Origin of the sequence: Halostella limicola (genome assembly GCF_003675875.1) — an archaeon.
Classification (GTDB): Archaea; Halobacteriota; Halobacteria; order Halobacteriales; family Natronoarchaeaceae; genus Halostella; species Halostella limicola.
The window spans coordinates 182,748-205,806 of sequence record NZ_RCDI01000004.1 but is presented as its reverse complement, the minus strand read 5'-3'; the positions used below and the strand labels follow the sequence as shown (position 1 = coordinate 205,806).

Below are 23,059 nucleotides of genomic sequence, written 5' to 3'. Positions count from 1 at the left end.
TTAGAGGTTCTCGAATGCCTCGTCGACGAGTTCGCCGGTATCGGCGACGATGTCTGCCATCTCCTCGTTATCGGGCGCCATCCCGACCAGTCGGGCGATGCGCATGATGGAGACGTGATAGACGACCTGCTTACCGGGTTCCTCTTCCCAGATAACAACGTTACAGGCCATGAGAGCGCCAAGCTTGTTGTCGGTTGCGTCGAGAGCGCGTTCGGCGACCTCGGGGTTGCACGCACCCAGCACGTAGTACGGATCGCGGCCCGCGTCGACCTTCTCGTTGAGCATCTCGGAGGGGGAGAATTCGACGGGGACGCCGAAGCCGGCGTCCGTGAACACGTCGCGGACGTGTTCGATCGCTTCCTTGTGGCTCATCCCGAGGGTCGCTTGTTCTTCGCCGATGTCTTCCGGGTCGATTGGGAGCGTCATTCGTGTATTATCTTGGGTATTCAGGACAAAGTCTCTTCGAGTATTCTTCCGCGAAAGCGTAGCTTCATGGGAAAAGGGTCGCTCCAGTACCCGCTCGGCCAACGGAGTATTGTAGTATTCGAGAACAGCTTTAATCGTCTCTGCCACCCTATCTTCGGATATGGTGGCCACGTCAGTGCGTGAGGACCTCGAGCGGGACCTGGGGTGCCTCGACCTCCTGGGCTGCATTCACGGGCTCAACGAGCGGGATCAGATGGTCTTTCAGCTGCTACAACAGGCAGAGGAGGGTCTCATCGTTGACGACGTCGCAGATCGAATGGATTGTGAACGCTCGACTGCGTATCGTTCGATTTCTCGGCTCCTTGAGGCCAGCGTGGTAGTTCAGGAGCAAGTAAACTACGAGCACGGAGGGTACTACTACGTGTATCGTTCGCGGACATCCGAGGAAGTTGCACACGACATGCAGCGATTGCTCAACGATTGGTATGCAGCCATCGGACAGCTTATTCAGGAGTTCGAAGACCGGTACAGCCGAGACTCGGGGGATCGCGAGAAGCAGCCGATTGAGTCCTGTCACTGACCCCTATCGTTCAAATCCCATCGGGTCAGTATTGTGCGTATCATGTAAAATACATAAGGCGACGTGGTTCAAACGGACACCTAATGGCTGAAGGTATTGAGGAGATCCGCCGACAGAAACTGGCGGAGCTTCGAAATAAGGCTGGAACGGGCGGTGCTGAGGCGTCCACCCCGAAGAGTCCGTCCGAACCGATCCATATCGACGGTGGCGCCGAGCTGTCCGAAACTGTCGCCGAGTACGGTCTCGTGCTAGCCGACTTCTATGCCGATTGGTGTGGTCCGTGCCAGATGCTCGAACCAATCGTCGAAACGATAGCGGCCGAGACCGATGCGACCGTAGCGAAGATCGACATCGACGCGAATCAAAAACTCGCCGCAGAGTACGGTGTCCAGAGGGTTCCGACCCTCGTCCTGTTCGCTGACGGCCAGCCGGCGGAACGACTCGTCGGAATGCAGGACGAAGCGCAGCTTCGCTCCGTGATCGAAGCGCACGCGTGAACCAACGATGACCGATGAGTCTGCTGACGCGGATGACCGCTCACTGGGGGATATCGCTGGCTCCCTCGAATCGACACTGAAGGCTGATCTCGGTGAGACGCTGGTCGGCCTGGCGTCCTACGAGGATGGCGAGTACGATGTCCTGTACCGAGACGAGGCGGCGTCCTCACAGTACGCTGCGTCGGATATCCGGGCGATTCTAGAGCACATTCAGTTGGAGGCGATCGGCACTGCAGTCTACGAGGAGTACCACGGGGAGTCGCTGCATGCGACCGTTCGCGTGTACGATACGTTGGTCACCATCACCGTACCAGTCGAGGAGACGACCGGGCTCGTTGTCGTGGTACGGAATGATGACACACACGATCCGTATTCGATAATTGAGACAGTCGAAAACGCGGTATAGGTGCCCATAGAGGGCGATTTTGGAATTCAGTTAGGACCACAACGTCTATCAGCCGATGCGAAGTGGTATTGTATATAGATGGACGAAGAGGACACTATCACTCGGCGGAGAGCACTCATCGCCGGCGGCGCGGTGCTCGCGTTCGGTGGTGGTGTCGCCTACATCGGATCGCGATCTGGTGCGAGCGGACAGCACTACGTCCCCGACACCACGCACGCTGGTTCCGGGACGACCAGGTTCGACGTCGACCTCGACGGCCGCCCCATCGCCGGCAAACGTGATGCGCCGGTGGACATCAACTACTGGACGGACTATCTGTGCCCGTTCTGCAAGCAGTTCGAGACGGAGACGCTCCCAGAGTTCGGCCGGAAGTTCCTCGACACCGGCGACGCGCGCCCGGCCGTGCTACCCTACCCGAACATCGGGGAGTACTCGATGCCGGCGGCGGTCTGAGAGCATTGCGTGTGGTCGCAGGTCGCCGACAGCGACCCCGACGCGTTATGGAACTGGCACGCGGCGGCCTTCGCCGAACAGCCCGACTCCGGCACGGACTGGGCCGACGACGAGACGTTCGCGGCGGTCACCGAACAGACAGCTGGCATCGACCGCTCCACGGTTGAGACCTGCCGCGAGGAACGCGGCGCGTCGATCCGGGAGCGAACCGAGCCGAACGTCGGCGTGGCCCGGGAGTCGAGAATCATGGGGACGCCCGGGTTCGTACTCTACAACCGTGACTCCGGGGCGGCCGGAAAGCTCGTCGGCGCCGACCCCTACGAGAACTTCGCCGAGGCGATCGAGAAGGTGATGGAGGCGTGACCGGGAACCGCGCCGCCACGAGTCGCGACTGGATTCGTGACCTCTGCGACACGCTCGGCTATCCGCTCACGTCGGACGCGCGGTTACTGGTGACCGCCGTCGTGATTGTCGCCACGTACGTCGTCCTGACCGGTATCGCGGTGAGCAACGCGCTCGCGCTAGTCCAGCGCGCACGTCGCCGGAGTGCGTCGACGATCGTCGGCGTGCTCCCCGGACTGCTCGCCGCCGGCTGTGCGAGCTGTGGTGCGGGCGTGCTCGGCGCGCTGGGCTTCGTCGGTGCGATGGCGGCGCTGCCGTTCGACGGCAACCTCCTTCGACTTGGCGGAATCGCCCTACTCCTCTTCTTCCTCGGTCGCGCAGGCGACCCACGAACGTGTTCGCTCGACGGAGGTGGGCGTGCATGACGGCGCTGCCGCGCCCCCGTCTGATCCGGAGTATCGGCGTGAGCATCGGGGTGTTTGTCCTGTTCGGGGCGGTGACCGGCCTGCTGCCGAACCCGGTCTACGTGCGGATGGTCTCTCGGACCCCGGCGGACTATCTGTTCCTCGTCGCGACCGCCGCCTTCGCCGGCGCGTTCGTCTACCAGCGCTCGCTAGCCGAGGAGCCCATTGGCGATCAATTCGCTGCCGGTGGAATCGTCGGCGGATTCCTGGCGTTCGGCTGTCCGATCTGTAACGCCGTGTTGCTCGCGCTGTTCAGCTCGTCGGCGCTCATGACGTACTTCGACCCGCTCCGCCCAATCCTGGGTGTCGTGAGCGTCGCGTGCTTCGCCGCGCTCCTGGTCTACCAGCGCCGGCGTTGCGAGGTGTGCTGACAGTGCGACCGACGGCCTCGACGACCCAAACGCACTTGGGTCAATCAGGCGAACGAGAGACCAATCGATGGCTGGTTCGGACGCGGAGGCGAGTACGGAAGATGCGTCGACACCGCCGTGGCGACTACTCGGTGTTGGCGGTGCGTTGAGTCTCTGCTGTCTCTTCGCGGCGCCGGCGCCGCGGCTGCCGGGGGAACGGCGGCTGCACTCGGTGGTGGGCTCGTCAGAATCGTAGTGACCGCGCTAACGGTCGGTGTGTTCGGTGCCGTCTATCGAGTCCGCTCATCTGGCTGTGCGTGTAGCGCGCAGGACGACAGCGAACCCTGACGCATATCGGTCGGCACTCGTCAGGGCTGCGTGAACTCTTCTGCGGCGAACCAGGTGATGATGCTGCTCTCACAGCGGTGGAGGATGTCGCTGCACGTCGACTTCGAGACGCCCAACGTCTCTGCAACGTCGGTGAGCGTCGCTTCGCGCGGAACGGCGTAGTACCCCTCGTCGATCGCGACGGCCAGCACCTCTTGCTGTCGAGGTGTCAGCAGCCGGTCGGCTTCCGAAGAGCCGATTTCGACGACGGACTCGATGTCATACTCGATGCCCGCCTCGTCGAGGTGCTCGCCGAGTTCGGACAGTCGATCCGACGACGTCGTCAGTTCCCACGTCGCGCGTCCGGCAAGTACGGTGAACGGCAACTCGACGGGGACGCCTGCCTGCCATAGAGGAAAGAGGAGCGGTGGACTCGTCGTTTCGACTTGAACGAGCGCAGTCCGCTCGCGCTTCCAGAGCAAGTCGGCGTCAACGACGTCCGGTTGGCCCCGAACGTCCGCGAGGATGTCGAGGAGATCGGTACTCTCGATCCGGAGGAGTGCGATTCCTGCGTCCTCGCCTGCAAGCGCTGTCACGACTTCGAACGTTGTGGCGTCGTAGGACGTCGACAAATCGCGAATCCAGACATCCGACGGCAGGGAAATAGAGAGCTGGGCTCGGGGCATACTGGTACATCGTCACTGGAATCCCTTGAACTACCCCCTGACATGTTTGAGTTATGCTCACATGTTCGAATACATCCGACAGGTTCGTCCGAACTGGTACACGGACCGGGTGATAATTCTGAGGCAGGTGTTCACAACGATGCAAACACGAAACAACCCGTTCCTTCTCATGGCCGGTCTGTATCTATCCGTCGGCTTGCTGGCCGTCATCGGAAAGCTGGGTGTCGAATTTGGAGCGATCGACGCGTTGCCGCGGCTCCGTTGGTTGACGATCCACTTCGTTACTATCGGGGGGCTGACACAGTCGCTGTTCGGCGTCCTCCCGGCCCTCGCGGGTTCTGCGTCCGCGACAACGGCCGCGACCACCCGGAACAGGTGGTTCCAGTGGCTTACACTGAACGCGGGATACCCGCTCGTCCTGATTGGGATGGCGACCGGCGACACGACGACCGCTGCAGTCGGTGCAACGCTCGTCCTCACGGCCCTCGGCGGGCTGCTGGTGACGGTCTTCCGGACGAGTACGTCCGGCGACCGAGGGACTCAGTTCTTCAGAACCGCACCCTGGTTCCTGGTCGTCGGCATCCTCGCCGCGTTCGGGATGCTGTTGAATCTCCACGGGCCCGGCGGGTACTTCGGTTCGATCGAGGCACACGTTCACGCCAACGTCTGGGGCTTCCTCGCGCTCGTCGCCGCCGGCGCACTCCTCACGTCGATCCCGCACCTGTTCGGAGCCGACCTCCGGTACCCGCGGCTCCGTAGCGTCACCTACTGGGGGGTCACTGTTGGGGCGGCGGGACTCGTCGCCGGCCCGTGGCTCGCGCGCCACGAACTCACGATGGGCGGACTGGCTGTGTACGTCATTGGAACCGTAGCGCTGCTGGCGAACGTCGTCGGGACGTACCGAGCCGGTGACCGGACGCGGACTCGGCGGCTCGTGCTCGTTCTCGGGGCGTATCTCTGGCTGGCGTTCCCGGTCCCGTGGGCGCCGCTCGTGTTGCTGTTCCCGGAGACCGTTCCCGGGACGGCAATCGAGTTAGCGGCGATTGACGGCCTGGTGTTCGGGTGGATGCTCCAGCTAGCGATGGCGTTCCTGCCCGCCGTTGTGGTTTCCCTCGGGAACGAGACGCAGGACGTCGTCTCCCTGCTGGATGTGGGCGTTGAGACTGTCGGCCGGCCGTCATGGGTTCAGATTGCAAGCGTTAACGTCGGAATGCTCGCACTCTGGGGCACGGCGATGCCGCCACTCGAGGGTCTCGCGGACCCGCTGGCGCTCGTCGGCTACCTGCTGATCGCCGTCGCTTGGGCGTTCCTCGTTGTCGACCTATGGACCGCACTGATCCCGCGGGCTCCCGTGACTGGCCCTGCCACGGAATCTCTCTCCGAGTGAGGTCGCTCTGGGCCACCGAAGAGACTCTAGCAATATTGTGAATTCCGCGAAATACTTTTGGCGCTACCGCATCAACGCCGAAATATGAGCGACACGTTCGTGGTCGTCGGCGGTGACGCCGCGGGGATGAGTGCCGCGAGCAAGGCCAAGCGCGAGGACCCGGAGCTGGACGTCGTCGTCTTCGAGAAGGGCGAGTGGGTGTCCTACGCCGCCTGCGGAATGCCTTACTACGTCAAAGGCGAGGTCAAGGACCTGGAGGACCTCGTCGCCGTGACGCCCGAGGAGTTCCGCGATGAGCGCGATGTCGACCTCCGGACCGGCCACGAGGTCGTCGGCATCGACCCCGAGGCCGAAACCGTCACCGTCGAGGGAGACGGCGAGACGTTCGACCAGCCCTATGACCATCTCCTCGTCGCGACGGGCGCGAGAGCCATCGAACCGCCGTTCGACGGGCTCGGCCTCGACGGCGTGTTCACGATCCACGACATGGACGAGGCCGATGCCATCGAGAACTACGTCACCGAACACTCGCCGGACTCCGCAGCGATCATCGGCGGCGGGTACGTCGGCATCGAGATGGCCGAGGCGCTGTCGGCGCGGGGCGTCGACGTCCACCTCTACGAGATGCTGCCGCACGTCCTCCAACCGTTCGGTGACGCGGTGGCCGAGGTCGTCGAGGACCACCTCCGCGAGCAGGGAGTCGAGCTGCACCTCGACACCGCCGTGTCAGGCTTCGAGGGTGCCGACCCGGTCGAGCGCGTCACGCTCGACGACGAGTCCCATCCCGCCAACGTCGCCATCGTCGGCGTCGGTGTCGAACCGAATACCGACTTAGCGGCGGACGCCGGCATCGAGTTGGGTGAGACCGGAGCCATCGCGAGCGACGAGCACGGTCGGACAAACTACGAGAACATCTACGCTGCGGGCGACTGCGCGGAGGCACGCCACGTCGTGACCGGTGAGCCGGACCACGTGCCGCTGGCGCTGACCGCCAACCGCGCCGGCCGCGCAATCGGCCAGACCGTCGTCGGCGATCCGGAGCGGGTCGGCGAAATCGCCGGAACGGCCATCGTCAAGGCGTTCGACCTCGGCGCCGCCCGAACCGGCATCCTCGACGAGGAACGGGCACGGGACGCCGGCTTTGACCCCGTCTCAGTAACCATATCGGCACCGACACGGGCCCACTACTACCCCGATGGCGCAGAGCTCACCGTCACGCTGGTGGCCGACCGGGAATTCGGCCGGCTGCTGGGCGGGACGGTCGTCGGTCAGGAGGGTGCAAAGCGGATCGACACGATCGCGATGGCACTCACGGCGGGCATGACGGTAACCGAGCTGCGAAACGCCGACCTGGCCTACGCACCGCCGTTCAGTCCCGTCTGGGATCCAGTCCTTACGGCAGCGAAAGTCCTCGATGGCAAACTCGATCGCGCATGAGCGACGCTACTCCTCCCGAGTACGTTCAAGAGTATCGAGAGGACCTGTTGATGCTCGCTCTCGATCTCCTCGCGATCGACACATCGAATCCGCCCGGTGACACGCGCGATGTCGTCGCCGAGATCGAGCGGTTCCTCGATTCGTTTCCGGTCGAGGTCGATCGCTTCGCAGTCGATCCGGCGAAGCCGAACCTCCTCGTTCGGGTCTCCGGTGAGTCTGACCGAACGCTGCTGTACAACGGTCACCTCGATACGGTCCCGTTCGACGGCGACGCGTGGACGCATGACCCACTCGGCGAGTACGTCGGCGATCGGGTTTACGGTCGCGGCGCGACCGACATGAAGGGTGCCGTGGCGTCGATGCTGTTCGCAATTCAGGCATTTGCGGCCACTGACGCTGATCCGCCTGTCGATCTCCTGTTCGCCTTCGTGAGCGACGAGGAAGTAGGCGGCGACGCCGGCTTGGCCGCGCTGCTGGAGTCCGGACAGCTCGACGCGGACGCCTGCGTGATCGGCGAGCCGACCTGCGAGGCAGGCCGTCATTCCGTGACGATCGCTGACCGAGGCAGCATCTGGCTGACGCTCGAAGCCAGTGGCGAGGGGGCCCACGGCTCCCGGCCAGTACTCGGCGTCAACGCGATTGACCGTCTCTACGCCGCCGTCGAGATCTTGCGCGAACGTTTCGGCTCCAAGCGACTCGAGATTGCCCCAGACATGGAGCCGATCGTCGAGGAGTCGGTCGAATACTACGCCTCGTTGATGGACGAGGATGTTGCCCGCGATCTGTTCTGGTACCCCTCGATCAATCTCGGCATCCTCGATGGCGGAGACGCGATAAACAGCGTCCCGCAGTCTGCCCGCGCCGAGGTCGACGTGCGGCTGACGGCGGGTATCCAGACGACCGATGTACTCGCGGGTATTCGGGATTGCGTCGCCGACTGCGAGGGCATCACGATCGCCGACGTCTCCTGGAGCGTCGGCACCGCCGAAGCCCCTGACAGCCCGCTCGTCGAAGCTGTCGCGTCGACGGCAGAGGACGTCACAGGAGAGCGCGTCTTCCGAAGGAGTGCCACCGGTGGCGGCGACGCCAAGGCGCTCCGGAACGCGGGCATCCCGACCGTCGAGTTCGCGCTCGGGACCGACACCGTCCACGCTGCCGACGAGTACGTCCCGGTCGACGTGCTCGTCGACAACGCGGTCATCTACGCACGGCTTCCCGCAGTGTGGGCGTCCCAGATAGACCAATAGCAGTCCGCCGACGCGGTTGTTTCACCGGATTGATTGATTCAGTGGTCGCCTGGTCGTCGTGGGTTTCTTCGATCGTCGTACTTCCCAGTATCGCTTCCTCACACTCCACCTACCGAGTTTTCAGAATCCTGGAATAGTCGCACAATACTAATGCCAACCAGACCGTACTGACTCCTGTGAGATGCCCATGACTGACATCGACCACGACGAGACCGTCGACGCCAGAGGTGCAGCCTGCCCGGGTCCGTTAATGGACCTCATTGGAACGGTGCGGAGCAGCGAATCCGGCGATGTGATCCGACTCCTGAGCGACAACGAACAGTCGCTCACCGACGTTCCGGAGTGGGCCGAAAAGGCTGGCAACGAACTGCTCGCCGTCGAAGAGTTCGACGACTACAACGCGTTCTACGTGGAGAAAGCATGACCGAGCACGTCGTCATCATTGGCGGCGGGACCGGCGGCACAGTCCTCGCGAACGACCTCGCCGACCGACTCGAACCCGAACTCGACGCCGGCGACGTCCGAGTCACGCTCGTCAACGACGACTCCGAGCACGTCTACAAGCCGGTCTGGCTGTACGTGCCGTTCGGCCAGCGCGAACCCGACGACGGCCGTCGCCCGCTCGACGACCTCGTCGACGACGCCGTCGATCTCCGAATCGACCGCGTGACCGGGATCGATACTGAGTCCCAGCGGCTCCGGTTCAGCGGCGGCGCCCCGCCGGTCGGCTACGACTATCTCGTGCTGGCGACCGGGTCGACGCTTGAGCCTGACCAGATTCCCGGCCTCGCGGAGGGCGGGTACAACTTCTATAGCGAATCGGGCGCGACCGATCTCCGCGATGAGTTCTTGGAGTTCACCGAGGGCGAACTCGTGTTGAGCGTCATCGGGACGCCGCACATGTGCCCGGCGGCGCCACTCGAGTTCGTCTTCATGGCCGACGACTGGCTCCGCGAGCGCGGCCTCCGCGAGGCCGTCGATATCACGTACACGTATCCGATCCAGCGCGTCCACGGCAACCCCCACATCGCCGAGTGGGCCCGCCCCCTCATGGAGGAACGGGACATCCAAGTGGAGACGTTCTTCAACGCCGAGTCGATCGATCCCGAGGCTGAGACTATCACGTCGATGGAGGGGACGGAACTCGACTACGACCTCCTCGTGACGATTCCGCCCCACGGCGGCGTCGACCTGATCGAGGAGGCCGGGCTCGGCGACGACGGCTGGGTCGACGTCGACAAGCACACGCTGGAAGCCGAGGCCGCCGAGAACGTATACGCGCTCGGCGACACCGCCGACACCGGCGTCCCGAACGCAGGCAGCGTCGCCCACTACCAGGCAGGCGTCGTCGGCCAGCGCCTCGCCAGCGAGATCCGCGGCCGCCCGGCGACGGCGACCTACGACGGGAAGACGCTGTGCTTCATTGAGACGGGGATGGACGCGGCGTCGTTCGTCGAGTTCGACTACGAGAATCCACCGTCGCCGGCGCCGCCCTCGGAGAAACTCCACTGGTCGAAACTGGCGTACAACGAGTCCTACTGGCTGACTGCACGAGGACTGCTCTGACCATGTCTGAACCGCAGAACCCTGAGCCGTCCGAGTTGGAGGCGGCGATTGAACGGAACCCCGAGGCGGTCGCCGAGTTCGTGGAGCACCTCGACGCCGTCAACGAGCTACTGGACGTGCTCTCGCTCGGCGAGAGCGCGCTTGACGACGAGATGGTCCGCGAAATTTTGGCGACTGGGTCGACGCTTGCCGAGTCCGCCGACGGCCTGGCGACCGACGAGACCGTGGCCCTGGCCGAAACGATTGGGGAGAACGGCGACGACCTGCGGGAGGCCCTTGACACGTTGCTTGCGCTCCAGCAAAGCGGGACGCTCGACGACCTGGCCGAACTCGCGGAGGTAGGGTCGCTTGCGACCGCGGCGCTCGACGACGAGATGGTCACGTCACTGGCCGGTACCAGTGCTGCGGTCGGCGAGGTCGCGCAGACGGCCGCGGACGACGATACTCGTGATGGCATCCAAACGCTGCTGGAGAGCGTCGGTGAAGCGGAGCAGAGCTCCCCCGAGCAGGTCGGGGCCGTTGGCCTGCTTCGCGGATTACGTGATCCGGATGTCCAGTATGGGCTGGGCTACCTGCTGGCGCTTGCGGGCGCGCTCGGCCGTGCGCAATCCACCGAGAAGTCACACTAACCGGTATCTTCGGGTCAGGCCACTCTCCCAGTCGATGTAGACGGGGGAGTGACCGAGCCAAATTGTATTGTGTGATTGTCCCAAGACTATTAAACATCCGGTGCGTAGAGTCTCGTAATGGCAACACAGACAGCGGAGACGGACTGCGTGATTTCGCTCGGTGGCGACGACCTCGAAACGGTCGTCGAAGACAGCAGCGTCGCGCTCGTGGAGTTCTACACGGAGTGGTGTGGCACCTGCAAACGAATGAAGCCGGTTCTCGAAGCACTCGCGGAAGACGCTGATGCGACGATCCTGACGATCGACATCGAATCGAATCTCGAAACTGCGATCGAGTTCGGCGCCCAGAGCACGCCGACGTTCGTCCTGTTCGCGGATGGAAAGCCGGTGAAACAGCTACAGGGAGGACAGGACGAGGGGACGCTCCGCGACCTGATCGTACGGTTCAGCGACTAACATCCGGAGGAATCAAGATGGACCCCACAGAACTTCGCGCCGACACGCCCGCGCTGCACGAGGACGTCTACCTAAACTTCGGCGCCCACGGCCCGAGTCCGCGGTACGTCGTCGAGACCGCCGACGAGTTCGTTCGTTCACACGAGTACGAGACGAGCGCTCGAAACGACCCTTACGACGAAGCGTTCGACGCGTACGACCGTGCTCGGGAGCGCGTCGCCGATTTCGTCGGCGCTGACGCCGACGAGATCGCGCTCACCGAGAGTACGACCGCAGGCATCAACGCGGTCGCGAACGCGATCGACTGGCAGCCCGGTGATACCGTCGTCCGTACAGACCTCGAACACCCGGGCGGAACGCTCCCGTGGCAGCGCCTCGAACGGGAAGGCATCAAGGTTCGCGTCGTCGAAACCGAGGACGGTCGTATCGACACCGATACGTTCGCTGACGCCGTCGACGGCGCACAGCTGGCGTGTTTCAGTGCGGTGACGTGGACCCATGGCACTCGGTTGCCCGTCGCGGAACTCGTCGACATCGCCCACGACGCCGGCGCGCTCGCGCTCGTCGACGCCGTGCAGGTGCCCGGACAGCTGCCGATGGACGTCACCGAGTGGGACGCGGACGCCGTTGCAGCGGCAGGCCACAAGTGGCTCATGGGGATTTGGGGCGGCGGCTTCCTGTACGTCGACCGTGACGTCGCCGAAACCCTCGCGCCCAGGACGGTCGGCTACCGAAGCGTCGAGACGCCGACAGCGAACCCCTACGAGTTCGCGGCTGGCGCTCGGCGGTTCGAAGTCGGATCGTCGAACCCCGCCCCACATGTCGCCCTGGCCGAAGCGATAGATGCGATCGACGAGGTCGGGATCGATCGAATCGCGGAGCGGATCCAGCAATTAGCCGGGCTGCTGGCCGACGGCGTCCCCGACGAACGACTCCACAGCCCTATGACGCCCGAATCGGGCCTCGTGACGATCGACGTCGATGACCCTGAAGCGACGGTCGAACGCCTCGCTTCGGAGGGAATCGTCGTCCGTGCGCTGCCGACCCCGAATGCGATCCGAGCGTCGGTCCATGCTGTCAACACCCAGACTGAGGTCGATCGGTTGATTGACGCGCTCGAATCGGAATGGGTCTGACCCAGATACGATTCGCCTCAATTGGCTAGCGGCCCGGTTAAAACAAGCGGGCGTTACTACTATTGTCCGTCGCTGGGACGTTGTGTGATACTCGTATCATACGCTACTGTACGACCTAATCTGATTTGCTGCTTTCTACAGATCCTCAAGCCCGAGAACGGAGTAGAAACGTAGCAGTTCTCAATCATACAAATTCACAAATTCTCTGACAGAGGTCACTTCATGAGTCAGTCTTCCATCATTTCTCCGAAGATAGACGTGATTCGGTCGCCGGGGTCCGGTCGGACGTCGCTTTGAACTACCCCTGGATCATCAATCAATAGGGTACCCTGCCGTGATCCCGTAGTCTATCCCAATTCGCGTACTTGTTCTTTGACGTATCCTTAGCGAAAGACATTCCGACCGAAATCAAGCGTTACATGCCAGAGAAACCGGCGTAACACGATTATCCCTGCGACCTCGGATTCATCGACGAGATCTCGAAGATGACGGCAGAAAACGTACGCGTCTCAAGATCAGGAATCGATATGAAGTTGTCTAGGTCGAGAAATCAACCAGCTGGAGTTTGCTCTGGTAACCACTACACGCTCAGACACATCGTACGAGAAGCGACCAACGAAGTTCTTCTCTCGTTTGCGGGAGCCGTGAATTTTCACAATCGGCGTTTTCGGCCGCAAGAACACCCTCTCTAGGTAGTCCGGAACAGATGTGGACGCCGCCGTCGCGTCGAGCGCGGAGGGCAGCGAGCGAGATTCAGTCCGAAAGCGGCAGTTACAGTCCCTGTAGGGGACGAAAACGGACTGGTCGCGGAGGCGATGGCTGACCGACCCAAATCCCATCGGTCCTCTCCATTGAGCGTCGTCCGTCTCACACACGGCCGCCATCGGGCGATTTGCAGTTCTTCAGTGAGACACCATCCCGTAGCGACGAGCGGACCAACATCCTGAATAGCCGTTATCGCCGCGGCGAGCGTCTCGCACCCGAGCCTTCGCGCTCGAACTGTGCACTCAAAAACGCCCCACACTCGGTCTCCACGAACGCCCACACACCCGGTAAACCGTCTGTTTGCGGCGTGTGTCGCCGAGTGTGGAAATACGGAGCGCCCTCGAGAGACCACAGGCGAACCTCTGACACGCTTAATCGCTCACTTCCCGACTGTGACGAGCGATCGTCACCCTTGCCAGCCGTCACCGAAGATACCGTATCAATCTCACCCCTCCACTTCCACTTTTGCGGAGCCTGTGATTACTATAGAGCTGGTTCAAAATAGTATAACTAGAATGACCGAACACGCAGACCAGAATATCATTCATCGGGAGCTAGATACAGATGGTGAAAAGCTGGCAGACGTCATCAAGGCCCCCGAAGCGGTTCATCTAGGAGATGAAGAGTTAGAACAGCTCCAAACGGCGTTATTTCAGAGCACCTCCTGTTAGAAGATGCCGGCTTCACCGATTGGGATCGAGAGACTCACCAAGTGTTCAAAGGCCCTGATTTTCACCAGACACAAACCGTTTTCGAACTCCTCCTTGCCCACCAGGATGGGTGGGTGTAACCGCAACTTGGCACTATCCCTATCTCTCAGACCTCACCCTTCGTCTGGGTACTCACTACCTTCTCAGTCACGGGGATCTGTCTCGGCAACGCACTCGATATCCGTCTACACAAGGATCCGGTAGATGTTCTCGAAGGCAGACTCGCTATCGATCCCCAATAATACGTTTACAGTTTCATATATAGTATTATTGTCATTAGTTTCATCACGTTGAGCGTCACATACATCCTTTCAGTTCTGAGTACCGAAGCGGACTGTCGACGGAAGTTACTGGGATTGATCGAATCAGATCTTCGTGAATTGCCTAATCGTGACGATGGATAACGTAATCAGTATCTCCGTTTCTATGGAGACGCCGGAAGAGTTCGACTACGACTTCCTCGAAACGACCCGCGAGAAAGAAGACTACGAAACACTGTGGACTAAGGGGCAAATCAATGATGACAAAGGGATCCGTTCGTTTCTTCAAGAACTCGATCTTGAAGTCGGGTTGAAACAGGAAGAAGGCACCCCAGATACGCACAATTAAGTATAAAGCAGGGAAGCATCCAAATTTTCCTAATCCGGTGGACCTTATCCGGTATCACTGGGAGGAGAGCTCTATCTCGCCACCATCGTGTCGATTAGTTGAATACATGACTACTTATGTATATAGAAGAAAGAAAAACCACTCAGGTTGCTTCTCCTAACCTTTGTGGCGCTCTTCGTAGCCAATACTACGTGATGGCACTCACCGAAATCACCCACGTCGGCGACAACGAGGAGATGGCGAACTGCATCGATAACTGCCTCGCCGCAGCACAGGCCTGTGAATGGTGTGCCGACGAATGTGCTGGAGAAGGCGAAGAAATGGCCGAGTGCCTCCGCCTCTGTCGAGACGTTGCGGATCTTACGACCCTGCACGCCCGTTTCATGGCGCGGGACTCTAATTACAGCACCCAACTCGCAGAAGCCTGTGCTGGTGCCTGCGAGGAATGTGCCGAGGAGTGTGAACGGCATGACGCAGAACACTGTCAGGTGTGCGCGGACGTACTCCGTGACTGCGCCGAAAGCTGTCGGAACATGATGAGCGCCTGAACAGACAACGAATACGCCCTGTAGCTATCTTACACTATGTCACCAGAAACTGAAACGTTCGAGGGGTACGCGATCGATATCGCCTGTGTCCGTAAAAACTCGCGAGAGGAATTACTTGAGAAAGCGAAAACACATACTCGGGATTGCGCTCTCACTGGACATTGCATCGAAAGCGGGTACGGGATCGTGACCGAAGACGATCGTCTCACACTTCTTGACTCCGAAGCCACACGGCAGATTGTAGATATCATCGAACAAACGGAGGAAGAGCAAGGACACTGGATACAGGTCACACGGAAAGAGGAGAATGGTACATTTGAAACGACGGCTGTGGAACAAGCCGGCCCCCCATCAACCAGATAACAGTTCCCCCATATCCTACTCGCTTCACTTGCACCTAACGACAAACCGAGTCGACCATACGATCTCGGACACTACCGAAATGCCCGCGATCAAGGGCAATGGATTGCAGATCGGGATCGTTGCAGACACTGAGAAAGCGACGGCTTCTCTCATCCCGACCTCAATATCACCGATAAATACGCACGTTCCTTGGTGACAGCGAAGCCGAGAACTCGTACTCAATCGCTCGCCGGAAACTCTACCGGGACCCTCTCAAACGATCTTTAGATCCCGAACCGCATCGAACAGATCCGTTCTAGTTATGACACGTAGAACTTAGGTGAGGCCCGACATCAATCTCTTCGAATACGGTTTCAGGAAAACGAGGAGAAGATGAGGCGGAACCTGTGTTCTCTTTCGTTAAGTTCTGGCTGGACAGCCGCTATGACTAGCCTTCCACCTCACTTCAGTGGAAGGAACGATCGAGGTGGATCGGTCCGGAGATTTTGCCTTTTCGACGGAATAGATGAGACTCCCCGTGAACAGAGCGATACTAGCGATTATAAACAGCGACCCGAGTTCAGAAACCTCCAAACGTGAGGAGCTCCGTACGATGGCGTTTCGGATGCGAGAAATCAAGCGGCTTCTCAGCGCCCGAGTCGAACAGGAAAACCGCAGACTCGAAGCCGAAGGTATCGCACCCGTTCTCACTGCCAGCTTTCAGGAGCAACTCGTGCCGGAGGACGGCCTAGAGGAGTAACCGTCGGCGTCGAACGTCTGTGGCAAGTCCCTGGCCGACAGAACCGTGAATGGTTCCGTAACGCGGCAGCAAATATCGTAGCGTGGTGTGCATCCATCGACGCACACCGTGACGAGTTACGCTTCCATGTGCTCCTCGACGACGCCGTCGGCGGGCACGCTCGCACCCGGCCGGACGAGCACGAGGTCGCCCTCGGAGAGTTCACTGACAGGGACTTCCTCGGTCTCGCCGTCGTCGGTGATTCGTTCCGCCGTGTCGGGCATCAGCTTCGCCAGTTCGTCCACCGCGCTCGAGGCACGGCGCACCGACCGCATCTCTATCCAGTGGCCCAGGAGCATGATGTCGATCAGCGTTACGAGCTCCCAGAAGAACGCGGACTGCGTCGGGAAGACCACGCTCGCGAGACTGTAGCCGAACGCGACGGTGATCGCCATCGAGATGAGCGTCATCATCCCCGGTGCCCGGTCTTTCAGCTCCGGGACCGCCATCTGGAGGAACGGGACACCACCGTACGCGAAGACGATGACCACGAAGACGGGGTTGATCCACTCGCTGCCCGGGAACGCGGGGTCGGAGAAACCGAGCCACTCCTGTAGCATTTCGCTGTACAGGAGAACCGGAATCGACAGGAGCGTCGAAACGAAGAAACGCCGGCGGAACATTTGCTCGTGGCCTTCGTGCATCCCGCCATGACCCTCACCGTGTCCCTCCTGGGAACCGTGGCCGTGCCCTTCGCCCTCGTGTCCGGCGTGCTCGTGCTGCTCGTCGAGCACCGTCTCATTCTCCGCAGCAGGGTGAGCCTCTTCTTCCAGTAGCTCCTGTTCTACCTGCTGCTCGTCCGACTCGGCGACCGATTCATCGTGCTAGCCGTGTTCGTGCTGGTGACTGCTGTCGCCCTGCTGGTGTCCCCCTCCCGAGGGATTCTCATTTGTATCTTTGTGGTCGTCCATAGCTCATATTCTCTGTAGAGGTGGATCCGCCGGCCTCCTGAATCTTCGCCCCTGAAACTGTACAGCAGGACCAGCGTAGGCAAGCTTCAAAGACAAGAGTTGGCCCTTATCTTGAAGTGGTCCGCGCTATTCTCAGGCGTAAGCGGTGTACCCGGCGTCTTCGACGGCCTCCACGAGAGCTGTGACATTTGCCTCACCATCGACGCTCGCCTGTTCGCTCTCCCTGTCGACGGTAACGTCAGTCACGCCGGAGACCTCTTCGAGGGCCTCTTCGACCGACTGCTCACAGTGACCGCACGTCATGCCTTCCACGGTAATGGTCGTCGTCATACAGGGATACATACGGCCTCCTCCCTTTAGCGGATTTCCCCTTCGATCATACTGATATCGTGGGGCTCAAAATTTAGATTCAAAGTGATACCTGCGGCCTTAACGAACTAGACCTCGGATGCGCCAGGTGTCGATGGCGAGAAGGCTCAGGTATCGTTGTGGCGCTCCCTGTACGTCTTCGCCGCTAAAAAGACATATAGTGCGCCGATAGCCCGAATGCTCAAGCGGAATCGCTCGTTCCATTCTATCGACTCCGGACGCTCGTACAGGAACGCGGTGGCAAATCTCCGATACAGGTCGGGAAACAGGAGGACGATCGCGCCGAACACGCCGGTAAGATTCATCAGCCACGCGTATGCTCGGGTTTGATCCTTTACTGAACCTCTATCTTCGCACGATCCGGTCCGGTGAGTCAACGTGACAGCGCGACGACTCCCAGAATGAGATGGGATTCGAACGCAAAACAGGTCCAAAACCTGGATGGCAAAAGTATTCACGGGATAGACCACAAGAAGGGAAGCCACAATCGCATTGAATAGGGAACCCGTATTGATTACTGGAGACGGATCTCACGGAGGGAAAACTATGCCTGACAAAACAGATGAGACACGACTCATTACGATTGTCCTCATTATCATCGGTGCGTTCGTCCTCTTCCCGATGTTCTTCATGGGCTTCGGGATGATGGGGGCTGGCCCGATGATGGGTGGCACGTGGGGCGGCCATATGTGGGGAGACGGGACGATGCCAACCTGGATGGTTATCACTGGAATCGTCATGCAACTCCTGTTCCTGATCGCTCTCATCGGCGGTGGCTACCTCATCTACCGAGCAATAGCAGGGAATAAGAGCAGCTCAGACCAAGCACTCGAAGAACTCCGACTCGCGTATGCTCGTGGAGAATTGAGCGACGACGAATACGAACAACGACGAGAGGCGCTTGAGCGCGACACGGAGTCGCAGTAAGACTGATTCGAGGAATGACGGGCACACCCGATCGCCATGCCACAACGGTGCACCCGTCGCTCCCGGCCTAGCTCGGCCGATATACAACGTTGGGCCTCTACGGACTACTCGTCGGGACGGGACTCTGTCTGATCGCATTCGTTACGAATCCAGTCCCTGATCCCTCTTTCCCTTGGGCGACGCTGCCGGAGTCGCTCCGACTTCCCTTCGAGCAACCACGGATCAAGCACTGGCCCGTGTCATAGACTATCGGCATCTGGCTGTGGATCCTCGGATTTCCGGCGTTGTTCCTCGCTGGCTACAGACGATTCGGTGCTCGGACGCCATTCGGCTCGACGACATGGCTCGCGGGACTTCCCACGCTGGCGATGCTCGGCTGGACGACGTACTGTCGATTCTTCTGGCCGAAACTCCATCCACCGACCTGGAATGCCCCCTCCTACACGTTCGTCTGCTGGCTGTACTGCTCCTCATATGACGTGGTCTGGAGTAATACAGCCTACGTAATTGCGCTTCTCGGCATCGTCGCGACGCTCCTCGCCATGCGACACCAGAACGCAGATGAGTATGCCCTTCTCGGATTTGGATTCCTCGCACTCCCCCTCGGATTACCAGCTCTGTACGAGGGATACCGACGGACAACGGAACGGGAACCTGAGGAACTGTGACCGGAGGTTGGTTTCAGGCCTGTTGATAACATTGGTGTATGGTGATTCTGACTCAAGCGAGGGTGATTTAGGGGATTCACTTATCGGTACAGGCAGCGTATCGTTCAGTATGCCTGAAGAAGTCCTGTTCAAATCAGAGAGTGGCCAGACTCGAGAAGAAATCGCGTCGTATCTCCGTAACATCGCTGATAAACTCGAACAAGGGGACGCAGTCACACTCAAATCCGGTTCCGAGTCCGTGACAATGGAACCACCAGCGCGCCCGACGTTCGAGGTCAAAGCCGAGCGTGAGGGACCAACGGACGGACCCGGTGAATTGAGTATCGAATTCGAACTCGAATGGGATGAGAACGACAATAGGGAGGACGGTGGGAGCAGTCAGTTAGAAATTGAGTGATCAATTCGCAGCCTTCAGCGACCGGTGGTTTCGTGTCGTATCTGGTGAAATCCCGCCAATCCCGAGTTTTCTCGCTCAGGAGTCTCTGTGAGCACGAACGAACGCACGTCGGAGGACAGTCAGAAGCACATACGTCTCGTACTTCTGGGTCTGGCAGTGCTCGCAGGGCTGCATATCCGCGACGATCTCCTCAATAGCGTCGTCGTACTCGTCGGTGAGCGTGGTGAGCGCGTCCGTGATCTGGGGCTGGACAGCGTCGATCATCGCCTCGACGGCGGCGTCGGCCGGATCTGGTAGTGAGTACGAGAGAACGATCGTGTTTGCGTGGTAGTACTTCGTCGTCCCACCACGACCCTCCTCGAACCGAACGACGTCGACGAGGCCCGCGTCCCGGAGCTCGTTGATGTGATGGCGAACCGTGTTCTCTGTCCGGTCGACACCGCGATCGTCGAGGCGTTCGTGGACCTCGGTCGCGGTCAGGGCCTCCTCGGCCAGAATATCGAGGATCATCGCCCGCATCGGCTCGTCGATGGCGTCCGAAATCCGAGTGTCTCGCACCGCGATGTCGTCGAGACGGTGGTCGGTATCGGAATCACTCATACGAGAACTGAGCACGAGCACGCGGGAAAAGGTAGCGGGGCAGGAGTCGGGTAGGTGTCTGTCGAGGAATCGAGTACAGAATGGGCCCACGATAGCGAAAGCCCTAGACGACCTGTTTGACTGTTCCAACGATCCGTCTCCGAATTCAAACATATCATCTAAAAAATACTCATTGGGGTACGGGCACTACCTCAAACTGTAATGAGCGACACAACCCAATTCCGCGTCCTCGACTTCGATTGCCCGACCTGCGCGAGCACCGTCGAACGCGCCCTGTCGAACGTCGACGGCGTCCAGCACGTCGAAGTCCACTACGCGACCGGCCGCGTCGAAATCGAGTACGACGACAGCGTCGCTACCCCCGACGCCTTCGCAGAGACCATCGAAAACCAAGGGTACACGCCCCAGCCCGCCTAACACCATGAACAAACAATCGATCACGCAGTACTACCGGAAACACCGGAAGGCCATCGTCACGGCGACGAGCGGCCTGCTGTACGGCGGTGGCTGGAGCCTGGGCTATCTCACGAGTTTCGATACGGCGAGCGCCGCCATCCTCGTCCTCGCGACGATCGTGGGTGGCTACGACATCGCCAAGACCGCCTACCACGAAGTTACCAACCGGACGCTCGGCATCAAGACGCTGGTGACGCTGGCCGCTATCGGTGCCATCGTCATCGGGGAGTACTGGGAAGCCGCCGCCGTCGTCTTCCTGTTCAGCCTCGGCAGCTACCTCGAGGGACGGACGATGCGGAAGACCCGGACAGCCCTCCAAGAGCTGCTGGAGATGACGCCCGACACCGCGACTGTCCGTCGCGACGGGGAACTCCAGGAAGTCCCCGCCCGCGAGGTCGAGGAGGGTGAAGTCGTCATCGTGAAGCCAGGCGGGAAGATTCCGGTCGACGGGATCGTCGTCGACGGCGAGAGCGCCGTCAATCAGGCGCCAGTCACCGGCGAGAGTGCGCCCATCCACAAGGCCGACGGCGACGAAGTCTACGCCGGGACGGTCAACCAGGAGGGCGCGCTAGACATCCGGACGACGGGTGCGGGCTCGGATACGATGCTCGAACGCATCATCTGCCGCGTCGAGGAGGCCCAGGAGGCCCAGTCGCCCACGGAGAGTCTCATCGACCGGTTCGCGAAGTACTACACGCCGGCCGTCATCGTGCTGGCCATCGGCGCGTATGCAGTCACGCAGAACGCGATCCTGTCGCTGACCCTGTTGGTTATCGGCTGTCCGGGCGCGCTGGTAATCGGGCCGCCGGTCAGCATCGTCTCGGCCATCGGCAACGCCGCTCGGTCTGGCGTGCTGATGAAGGGCGGTGAACACCTCGAACGCGCCGGCAAGATCGACCTCGTCGCCTTCGACAAGACGGGGACGCTCACGAAGGGCGAGACCACCGTCACCGACGTCGAGGGGTTCGGCGTCGCCGACGACGAGGTCCTCTCGCTCGCGGCGACCGCCGAGAAGAAGAGCGAACACCACCTCGCCGACGCCATCGTCGACGCGGCCCGCGAGCAACCGACGGCTGCGACGGACGGTGGGGCCACGATCGCCCAGGCGGACGATATGGACGCAGGGCGCCAGTCGACTCCCGATCCGGATGACTTCGACGTGGTCGCTGGCAAGGGCGTCATCGCCCATGCCGATGGCCAGGAAGTTGTTGTCGGCAACCGCGCACTGCTGGACGACCGCGACATCGACGTCCCCAGTCGGGTCGCCGACTACGTCCGCGAGCGTGAGGAGCGCGGCGAGACGGTCGTCCACGTCGTCCGGGACGGGGACATCATCGGCGCGATCGCGCTGCGAGACGAGCTCCGGGAGGCCGCTCCTGGGGTCGTCGCGGCGCTCCAAGACCCCGGCATCGAGACGGTGATGCTCACCGGCGACAACGAGCGGACGGCCGCCGCGGTCGCCGAAGAGGTCGGCATCGACGAGTACCGCGCCGAACTCCTCCCCGAGGACAAGCAGTCCGTCATCGAGGCCTACCAGGCCGACGGCCACGTCGTCGCGATGGTCGGCGACGGCATCAACGACGCGCCGTCGCTGGCGACCGCCGATGTCGGCATCGCGATGGGCGCAGCGGGGACGGACACCGCTATCGAGACGGCTGACATGGCGCTGATGGCCGACGACCTCGAACGCATCCCGTACGCGGTCAAATTGAGCAAGGCGACGCGCTGGAACGTTCTCGAGAACGTCGGACTCGCGGTGCTGACCGTGACCGTTCTCCTCGCTGGCGTGCTCACCAGCTACGTCACCCTCGCGTCGGGGATGCTGGTCCACGAGGCAAGCGTCCTCCTCGTCATCCTCAACGGGATGCGACTGCTCCGCTACTGACCACGAGACACGATCACCACCACCACTCATGACATCGAATTCCACTGCGACTGACGGAACTCAGACTAGAACCAACTGGCAGGTCGACTACGACGTTGATCCGATCGAAATCCGCGACCCCGTCGCGGAGGGCCTCGGCGTCCTCAAACCGGGCGACCCATTTGTCGTCACCTACGCGGACGCGGTGAAAGAGGCGGGGCACTCCTGTCCGACTGCCTCGGGCGCCTACCGGATCGTCCAGCTCGGCCTCGACGCCCTGTATCCCGACGGCTATCCAGTCCGGAGCGAAATCGAGGTCCAGGCGGCCGGCCCGCGGGACGATGCTGCGTACGGCGTGATGAGCCGCATCATCTCGTACGTGACTGGCGCGACCGAAGACGACGGCTTTGGCGGGCTTGCCGGCGGCTACGGCGGCCGCCGCGACCTCCTGGTCTTCAGCGCATTCGACCCGGCTACACCGGATCCGACGTTCCGGCTCCGGCGAACCGACACGGACGAGACCGTCGAAGTGACCTACCACGTCAGCGACGTTCCCGACGGCGGGCCCGCAATCGAGAATCTTCAGGGAATCCTAGATGGGTCTACGAGCGAGGAGCAGCGGGCGGCTTTCGCGGAGGCCTGGCACCATCGCGTGCAGGTCGTCCTTGACGACGACTCGTTGTTCACCGTCGAGACAGCGTGACT

At 61.2% G+C, this 23,059-nt stretch carries 28 protein-coding genes and 1 pseudogene; 24 read left to right on the top strand and 5 right to left on the bottom strand.

Going from position 1 to position 23,059, the window contains the following annotated elements:
• Window positions 1–426: a DUF302 domain-containing protein gene (locus D8670_RS17995; RefSeq protein ID WP_121819498.1), complete on the bottom strand. Its 426-nt coding sequence runs from the start codon at window positions 424–426 to the stop codon at window positions 1–3.
• A 160-nt stretch (window positions 427–586) separates the two neighbouring features.
• Here D8670_RS17995 and D8670_RS17990 point away from each other — a divergent pair, with 160 nt between their 5' ends.
• The 7 genes from D8670_RS17990 to D8670_RS17960 all read left to right on the top strand — a co-directional run bounded on the left by D8670_RS17990 (window position 587) and on the right by D8670_RS17960 (window position 3,539).
• The gene (locus D8670_RS17990; RefSeq protein WP_162994351.1) at window positions 587–1,006 is read left to right on the top strand and encodes a Sta1 family transcriptional regulator; all 420 of its coding nucleotides are present in this window, start codon (window positions 587–589) and stop codon (window positions 1,004–1,006) included.
• 83 nt (window positions 1,007–1,089) lie between these two features.
• A complete protein-coding gene (gene trxA, locus D8670_RS17985; RefSeq protein ID WP_121819497.1) occupies window positions 1,090–1,503 on the top strand; it encodes a thioredoxin in 414 nt (137 codons plus the stop codon).
• 7 nt (window positions 1,504–1,510) lie between these two features.
• Entirely contained in the window at window positions 1,511–1,909 is a 399-nt protein-coding gene (locus tag D8670_RS17980; protein ID WP_121819496.1) for a DUF7522 family protein, read from the top strand.
• Window positions 1,910–1,987: 78 nt separating this feature from the next.
• Window positions 1,988–2,362 carry a thioredoxin domain-containing protein gene (locus tag D8670_RS17975; RefSeq protein ID WP_121819495.1) on the top strand — a complete coding sequence of 125 codons (375 nt, stop codon included), beginning with the start codon at window positions 1,988–1,990 and terminating at the stop codon, window positions 2,360–2,362.
• A 9-nt stretch (window positions 2,363–2,371) separates the two neighbouring features.
• Window positions 2,372–2,725 (top strand): DsbA family protein, encoded by a 354-nt coding sequence (locus tag D8670_RS17970; protein WP_121819494.1) that lies wholly within the window; start codon window positions 2,372–2,374, stop codon window positions 2,723–2,725.
• Window positions 2,722–3,129, top strand: coding sequence for a hypothetical protein (locus tag D8670_RS17965; protein WP_121819493.1), 408 nt, complete (start codon window positions 2,722–2,724; stop codon window positions 3,127–3,129). The genes D8670_RS17970 and D8670_RS17965 overlap by 4 nt, the downstream gene beginning before the upstream one ends.
• A complete protein-coding gene (locus D8670_RS17960; protein ID WP_121819492.1) occupies window positions 3,126–3,539 on the top strand; it encodes a hypothetical protein in 414 nt (137 codons plus the stop codon). The genes D8670_RS17965 and D8670_RS17960 overlap by 4 nt, the downstream gene beginning before the upstream one ends.
• A gap of 347 nt (window positions 3,540–3,886) precedes the next feature.
• Here D8670_RS17960 and D8670_RS17955 read toward each other — a convergent pair whose 3' ends face one another.
• Window positions 3,887–4,531, bottom strand: coding sequence for a helix-turn-helix domain-containing protein (locus D8670_RS17955; protein ID WP_121819491.1), 645 nt, complete (start codon window positions 4,529–4,531; stop codon window positions 3,887–3,889).
• A gap of 61 nt (window positions 4,532–4,592) precedes the next feature.
• Here D8670_RS17955 and D8670_RS17950 point away from each other — a divergent pair, with 61 nt between their 5' ends.
• From D8670_RS17950 to D8670_RS17900, 11 genes are all read left to right on the top strand, one after another.
• Entirely contained in the window at window positions 4,593–5,918 is a 1,326-nt protein-coding gene (locus D8670_RS17950) for a heme-copper oxidase family protein (protein ID WP_205254113.1), read from the top strand.
• 84 nt (window positions 5,919–6,002) lie between these two features.
• Window positions 6,003–7,355, top strand: a complete 1,353-nt coding sequence (locus tag D8670_RS17945; protein WP_121819490.1) for an FAD-dependent oxidoreductase — start codon at window positions 6,003–6,005, stop codon at window positions 7,353–7,355.
• Window positions 7,352–8,602, top strand: a complete 1,251-nt coding sequence (locus D8670_RS17940) for a M20 family metallopeptidase (protein ID WP_121819489.1) — start codon at window positions 7,352–7,354, stop codon at window positions 8,600–8,602. The genes D8670_RS17945 and D8670_RS17940 overlap by 4 nt, the downstream gene beginning before the upstream one ends.
• Window positions 8,603–8,789: 187 nt before the next feature.
• A complete protein-coding gene (locus D8670_RS17935) occupies window positions 8,790–9,026 on the top strand; it encodes a sulfurtransferase TusA family protein (protein ID WP_121819711.1) in 237 nt (78 codons plus the stop codon).
• Window positions 9,023–10,168 (top strand): NAD(P)/FAD-dependent oxidoreductase, encoded by a 1,146-nt coding sequence (locus D8670_RS17930; RefSeq protein WP_121819488.1) that lies wholly within the window; start codon window positions 9,023–9,025, stop codon window positions 10,166–10,168. The genes D8670_RS17935 and D8670_RS17930 overlap by 4 nt, the downstream gene beginning before the upstream one ends.
• A 2-nt stretch (window positions 10,169–10,170) precedes the next feature.
• Window positions 10,171–10,797, top strand: coding sequence for a helical membrane plugin domain-containing protein (locus tag D8670_RS17925; RefSeq protein ID WP_121819487.1), 627 nt, complete (start codon window positions 10,171–10,173; stop codon window positions 10,795–10,797).
• Between the two features lie 117 nt (window positions 10,798–10,914).
• Window positions 10,915–11,253: a thioredoxin family protein gene (locus D8670_RS17920; protein WP_193569437.1), complete on the top strand. Its 339-nt coding sequence runs from the start codon at window positions 10,915–10,917 to the stop codon at window positions 11,251–11,253.
• Between the two features lie 17 nt (window positions 11,254–11,270).
• The gene (locus tag D8670_RS17915) at window positions 11,271–12,389 is read left to right on the top strand and encodes an aminotransferase class V-fold PLP-dependent enzyme (RefSeq protein ID WP_121819486.1); all 1,119 of its coding nucleotides are present in this window, start codon (window positions 11,271–11,273) and stop codon (window positions 12,387–12,389) included.
• A gap of 1,901 nt (window positions 12,390–14,290) precedes the next feature.
• Window positions 14,291–14,473 (top strand): hypothetical protein, encoded by a 183-nt coding sequence (locus D8670_RS17910; RefSeq protein WP_162994350.1) that lies wholly within the window; start codon window positions 14,291–14,293, stop codon window positions 14,471–14,473.
• Window positions 14,474–14,667: 194 nt separating this feature from the next.
• The gene (locus D8670_RS21575) at window positions 14,668–15,021 is read left to right on the top strand and encodes a four-helix bundle copper-binding protein (protein WP_121819484.1); all 354 of its coding nucleotides are present in this window, start codon (window positions 14,668–14,670) and stop codon (window positions 15,019–15,021) included.
• Window positions 15,022–15,889: 868 nt separating this feature from the next.
• Window positions 15,890–16,123, top strand: coding sequence for a hypothetical protein (locus D8670_RS17900; protein ID WP_121819483.1), 234 nt, complete (start codon window positions 15,890–15,892; stop codon window positions 16,121–16,123).
• A gap of 131 nt (window positions 16,124–16,254) precedes the next feature.
• Here the strand turns inward: D8670_RS17900 and D8670_RS17895 are convergent.
• Both D8670_RS17895 and D8670_RS17890 read right to left on the bottom strand, forming a co-directional pair.
• Window positions 16,255–16,935 (bottom strand): annotated as a pseudogene (locus D8670_RS17895) (P-type ATPase); the annotation flags it as partial.
• A gap of 270 nt (window positions 16,936–17,205) precedes the next feature.
• A complete protein-coding gene (locus D8670_RS17890; protein ID WP_121819482.1) occupies window positions 17,206–17,403 on the bottom strand; it encodes a CopZ family metallochaperone in 198 nt (65 codons plus the stop codon).
• A 585-nt stretch (window positions 17,404–17,988) separates the two neighbouring features.
• Between D8670_RS17890 and D8670_RS17880 the strand changes: the two genes are divergently transcribed.
• The 3 genes from D8670_RS17880 (at window position 17,989) to D8670_RS17870 (ending at window position 19,434) form a co-directional block, all read left to right on the top strand.
• On the top strand, window positions 17,989–18,369 hold the full coding sequence (locus D8670_RS17880; RefSeq protein ID WP_121819481.1) for an SHOCT domain-containing protein: 381 nt from the start codon (window positions 17,989–17,991) through the stop codon (window positions 18,367–18,369).
• 368 nt (window positions 18,370–18,737) lie between these two features.
• Complete coding sequence (locus tag D8670_RS21570) at window positions 18,738–19,037, top strand: hypothetical protein (RefSeq protein ID WP_233752270.1); 300 nt, start codon at window positions 18,738–18,740, stop codon at window positions 19,035–19,037.
• A 109-nt stretch (window positions 19,038–19,146) separates the two neighbouring features.
• A complete protein-coding gene (locus D8670_RS17870) occupies window positions 19,147–19,434 on the top strand; it encodes an amphi-Trp domain-containing protein (RefSeq protein WP_121819480.1) in 288 nt (95 codons plus the stop codon).
• 75 nt (window positions 19,435–19,509) lie between these two features.
• On the opposite strand, the gene D8670_RS17865 is transcribed toward D8670_RS17870, so the two are convergent.
• Window positions 19,510–20,034 (bottom strand): ArsR/SmtB family transcription factor, encoded by a 525-nt coding sequence (locus D8670_RS17865; protein ID WP_121819479.1) that lies wholly within the window; start codon window positions 20,032–20,034, stop codon window positions 19,510–19,512.
• A 201-nt stretch (window positions 20,035–20,235) separates the two neighbouring features.
• Here D8670_RS17865 and D8670_RS17860 point away from each other — a divergent pair, with 201 nt between their 5' ends.
• The 3 genes from D8670_RS17860 to D8670_RS17850 are packed head-to-tail and all read left to right on the top strand — an operon-like array spanning window position 20,236 to window position 23,057.
• Window positions 20,236–20,451, top strand: coding sequence for a heavy-metal-associated domain-containing protein (locus D8670_RS17860; protein WP_121819478.1), 216 nt, complete (start codon window positions 20,236–20,238; stop codon window positions 20,449–20,451).
• 4 nt (window positions 20,452–20,455) lie between these two features.
• Window positions 20,456–22,375 carry a heavy metal translocating P-type ATPase gene (locus D8670_RS17855; RefSeq protein WP_121819477.1) on the top strand — a complete coding sequence of 640 codons (1,920 nt, stop codon included), beginning with the start codon at window positions 20,456–20,458 and terminating at the stop codon, window positions 22,373–22,375.
• A gap of 28 nt (window positions 22,376–22,403) precedes the next feature.
• Entirely contained in the window at window positions 22,404–23,057 is a 654-nt protein-coding gene (locus D8670_RS17850) for a hypothetical protein (RefSeq protein WP_121819476.1), read from the top strand.
• Window positions 23,058–23,059: the final 2 nt, after the last annotated feature.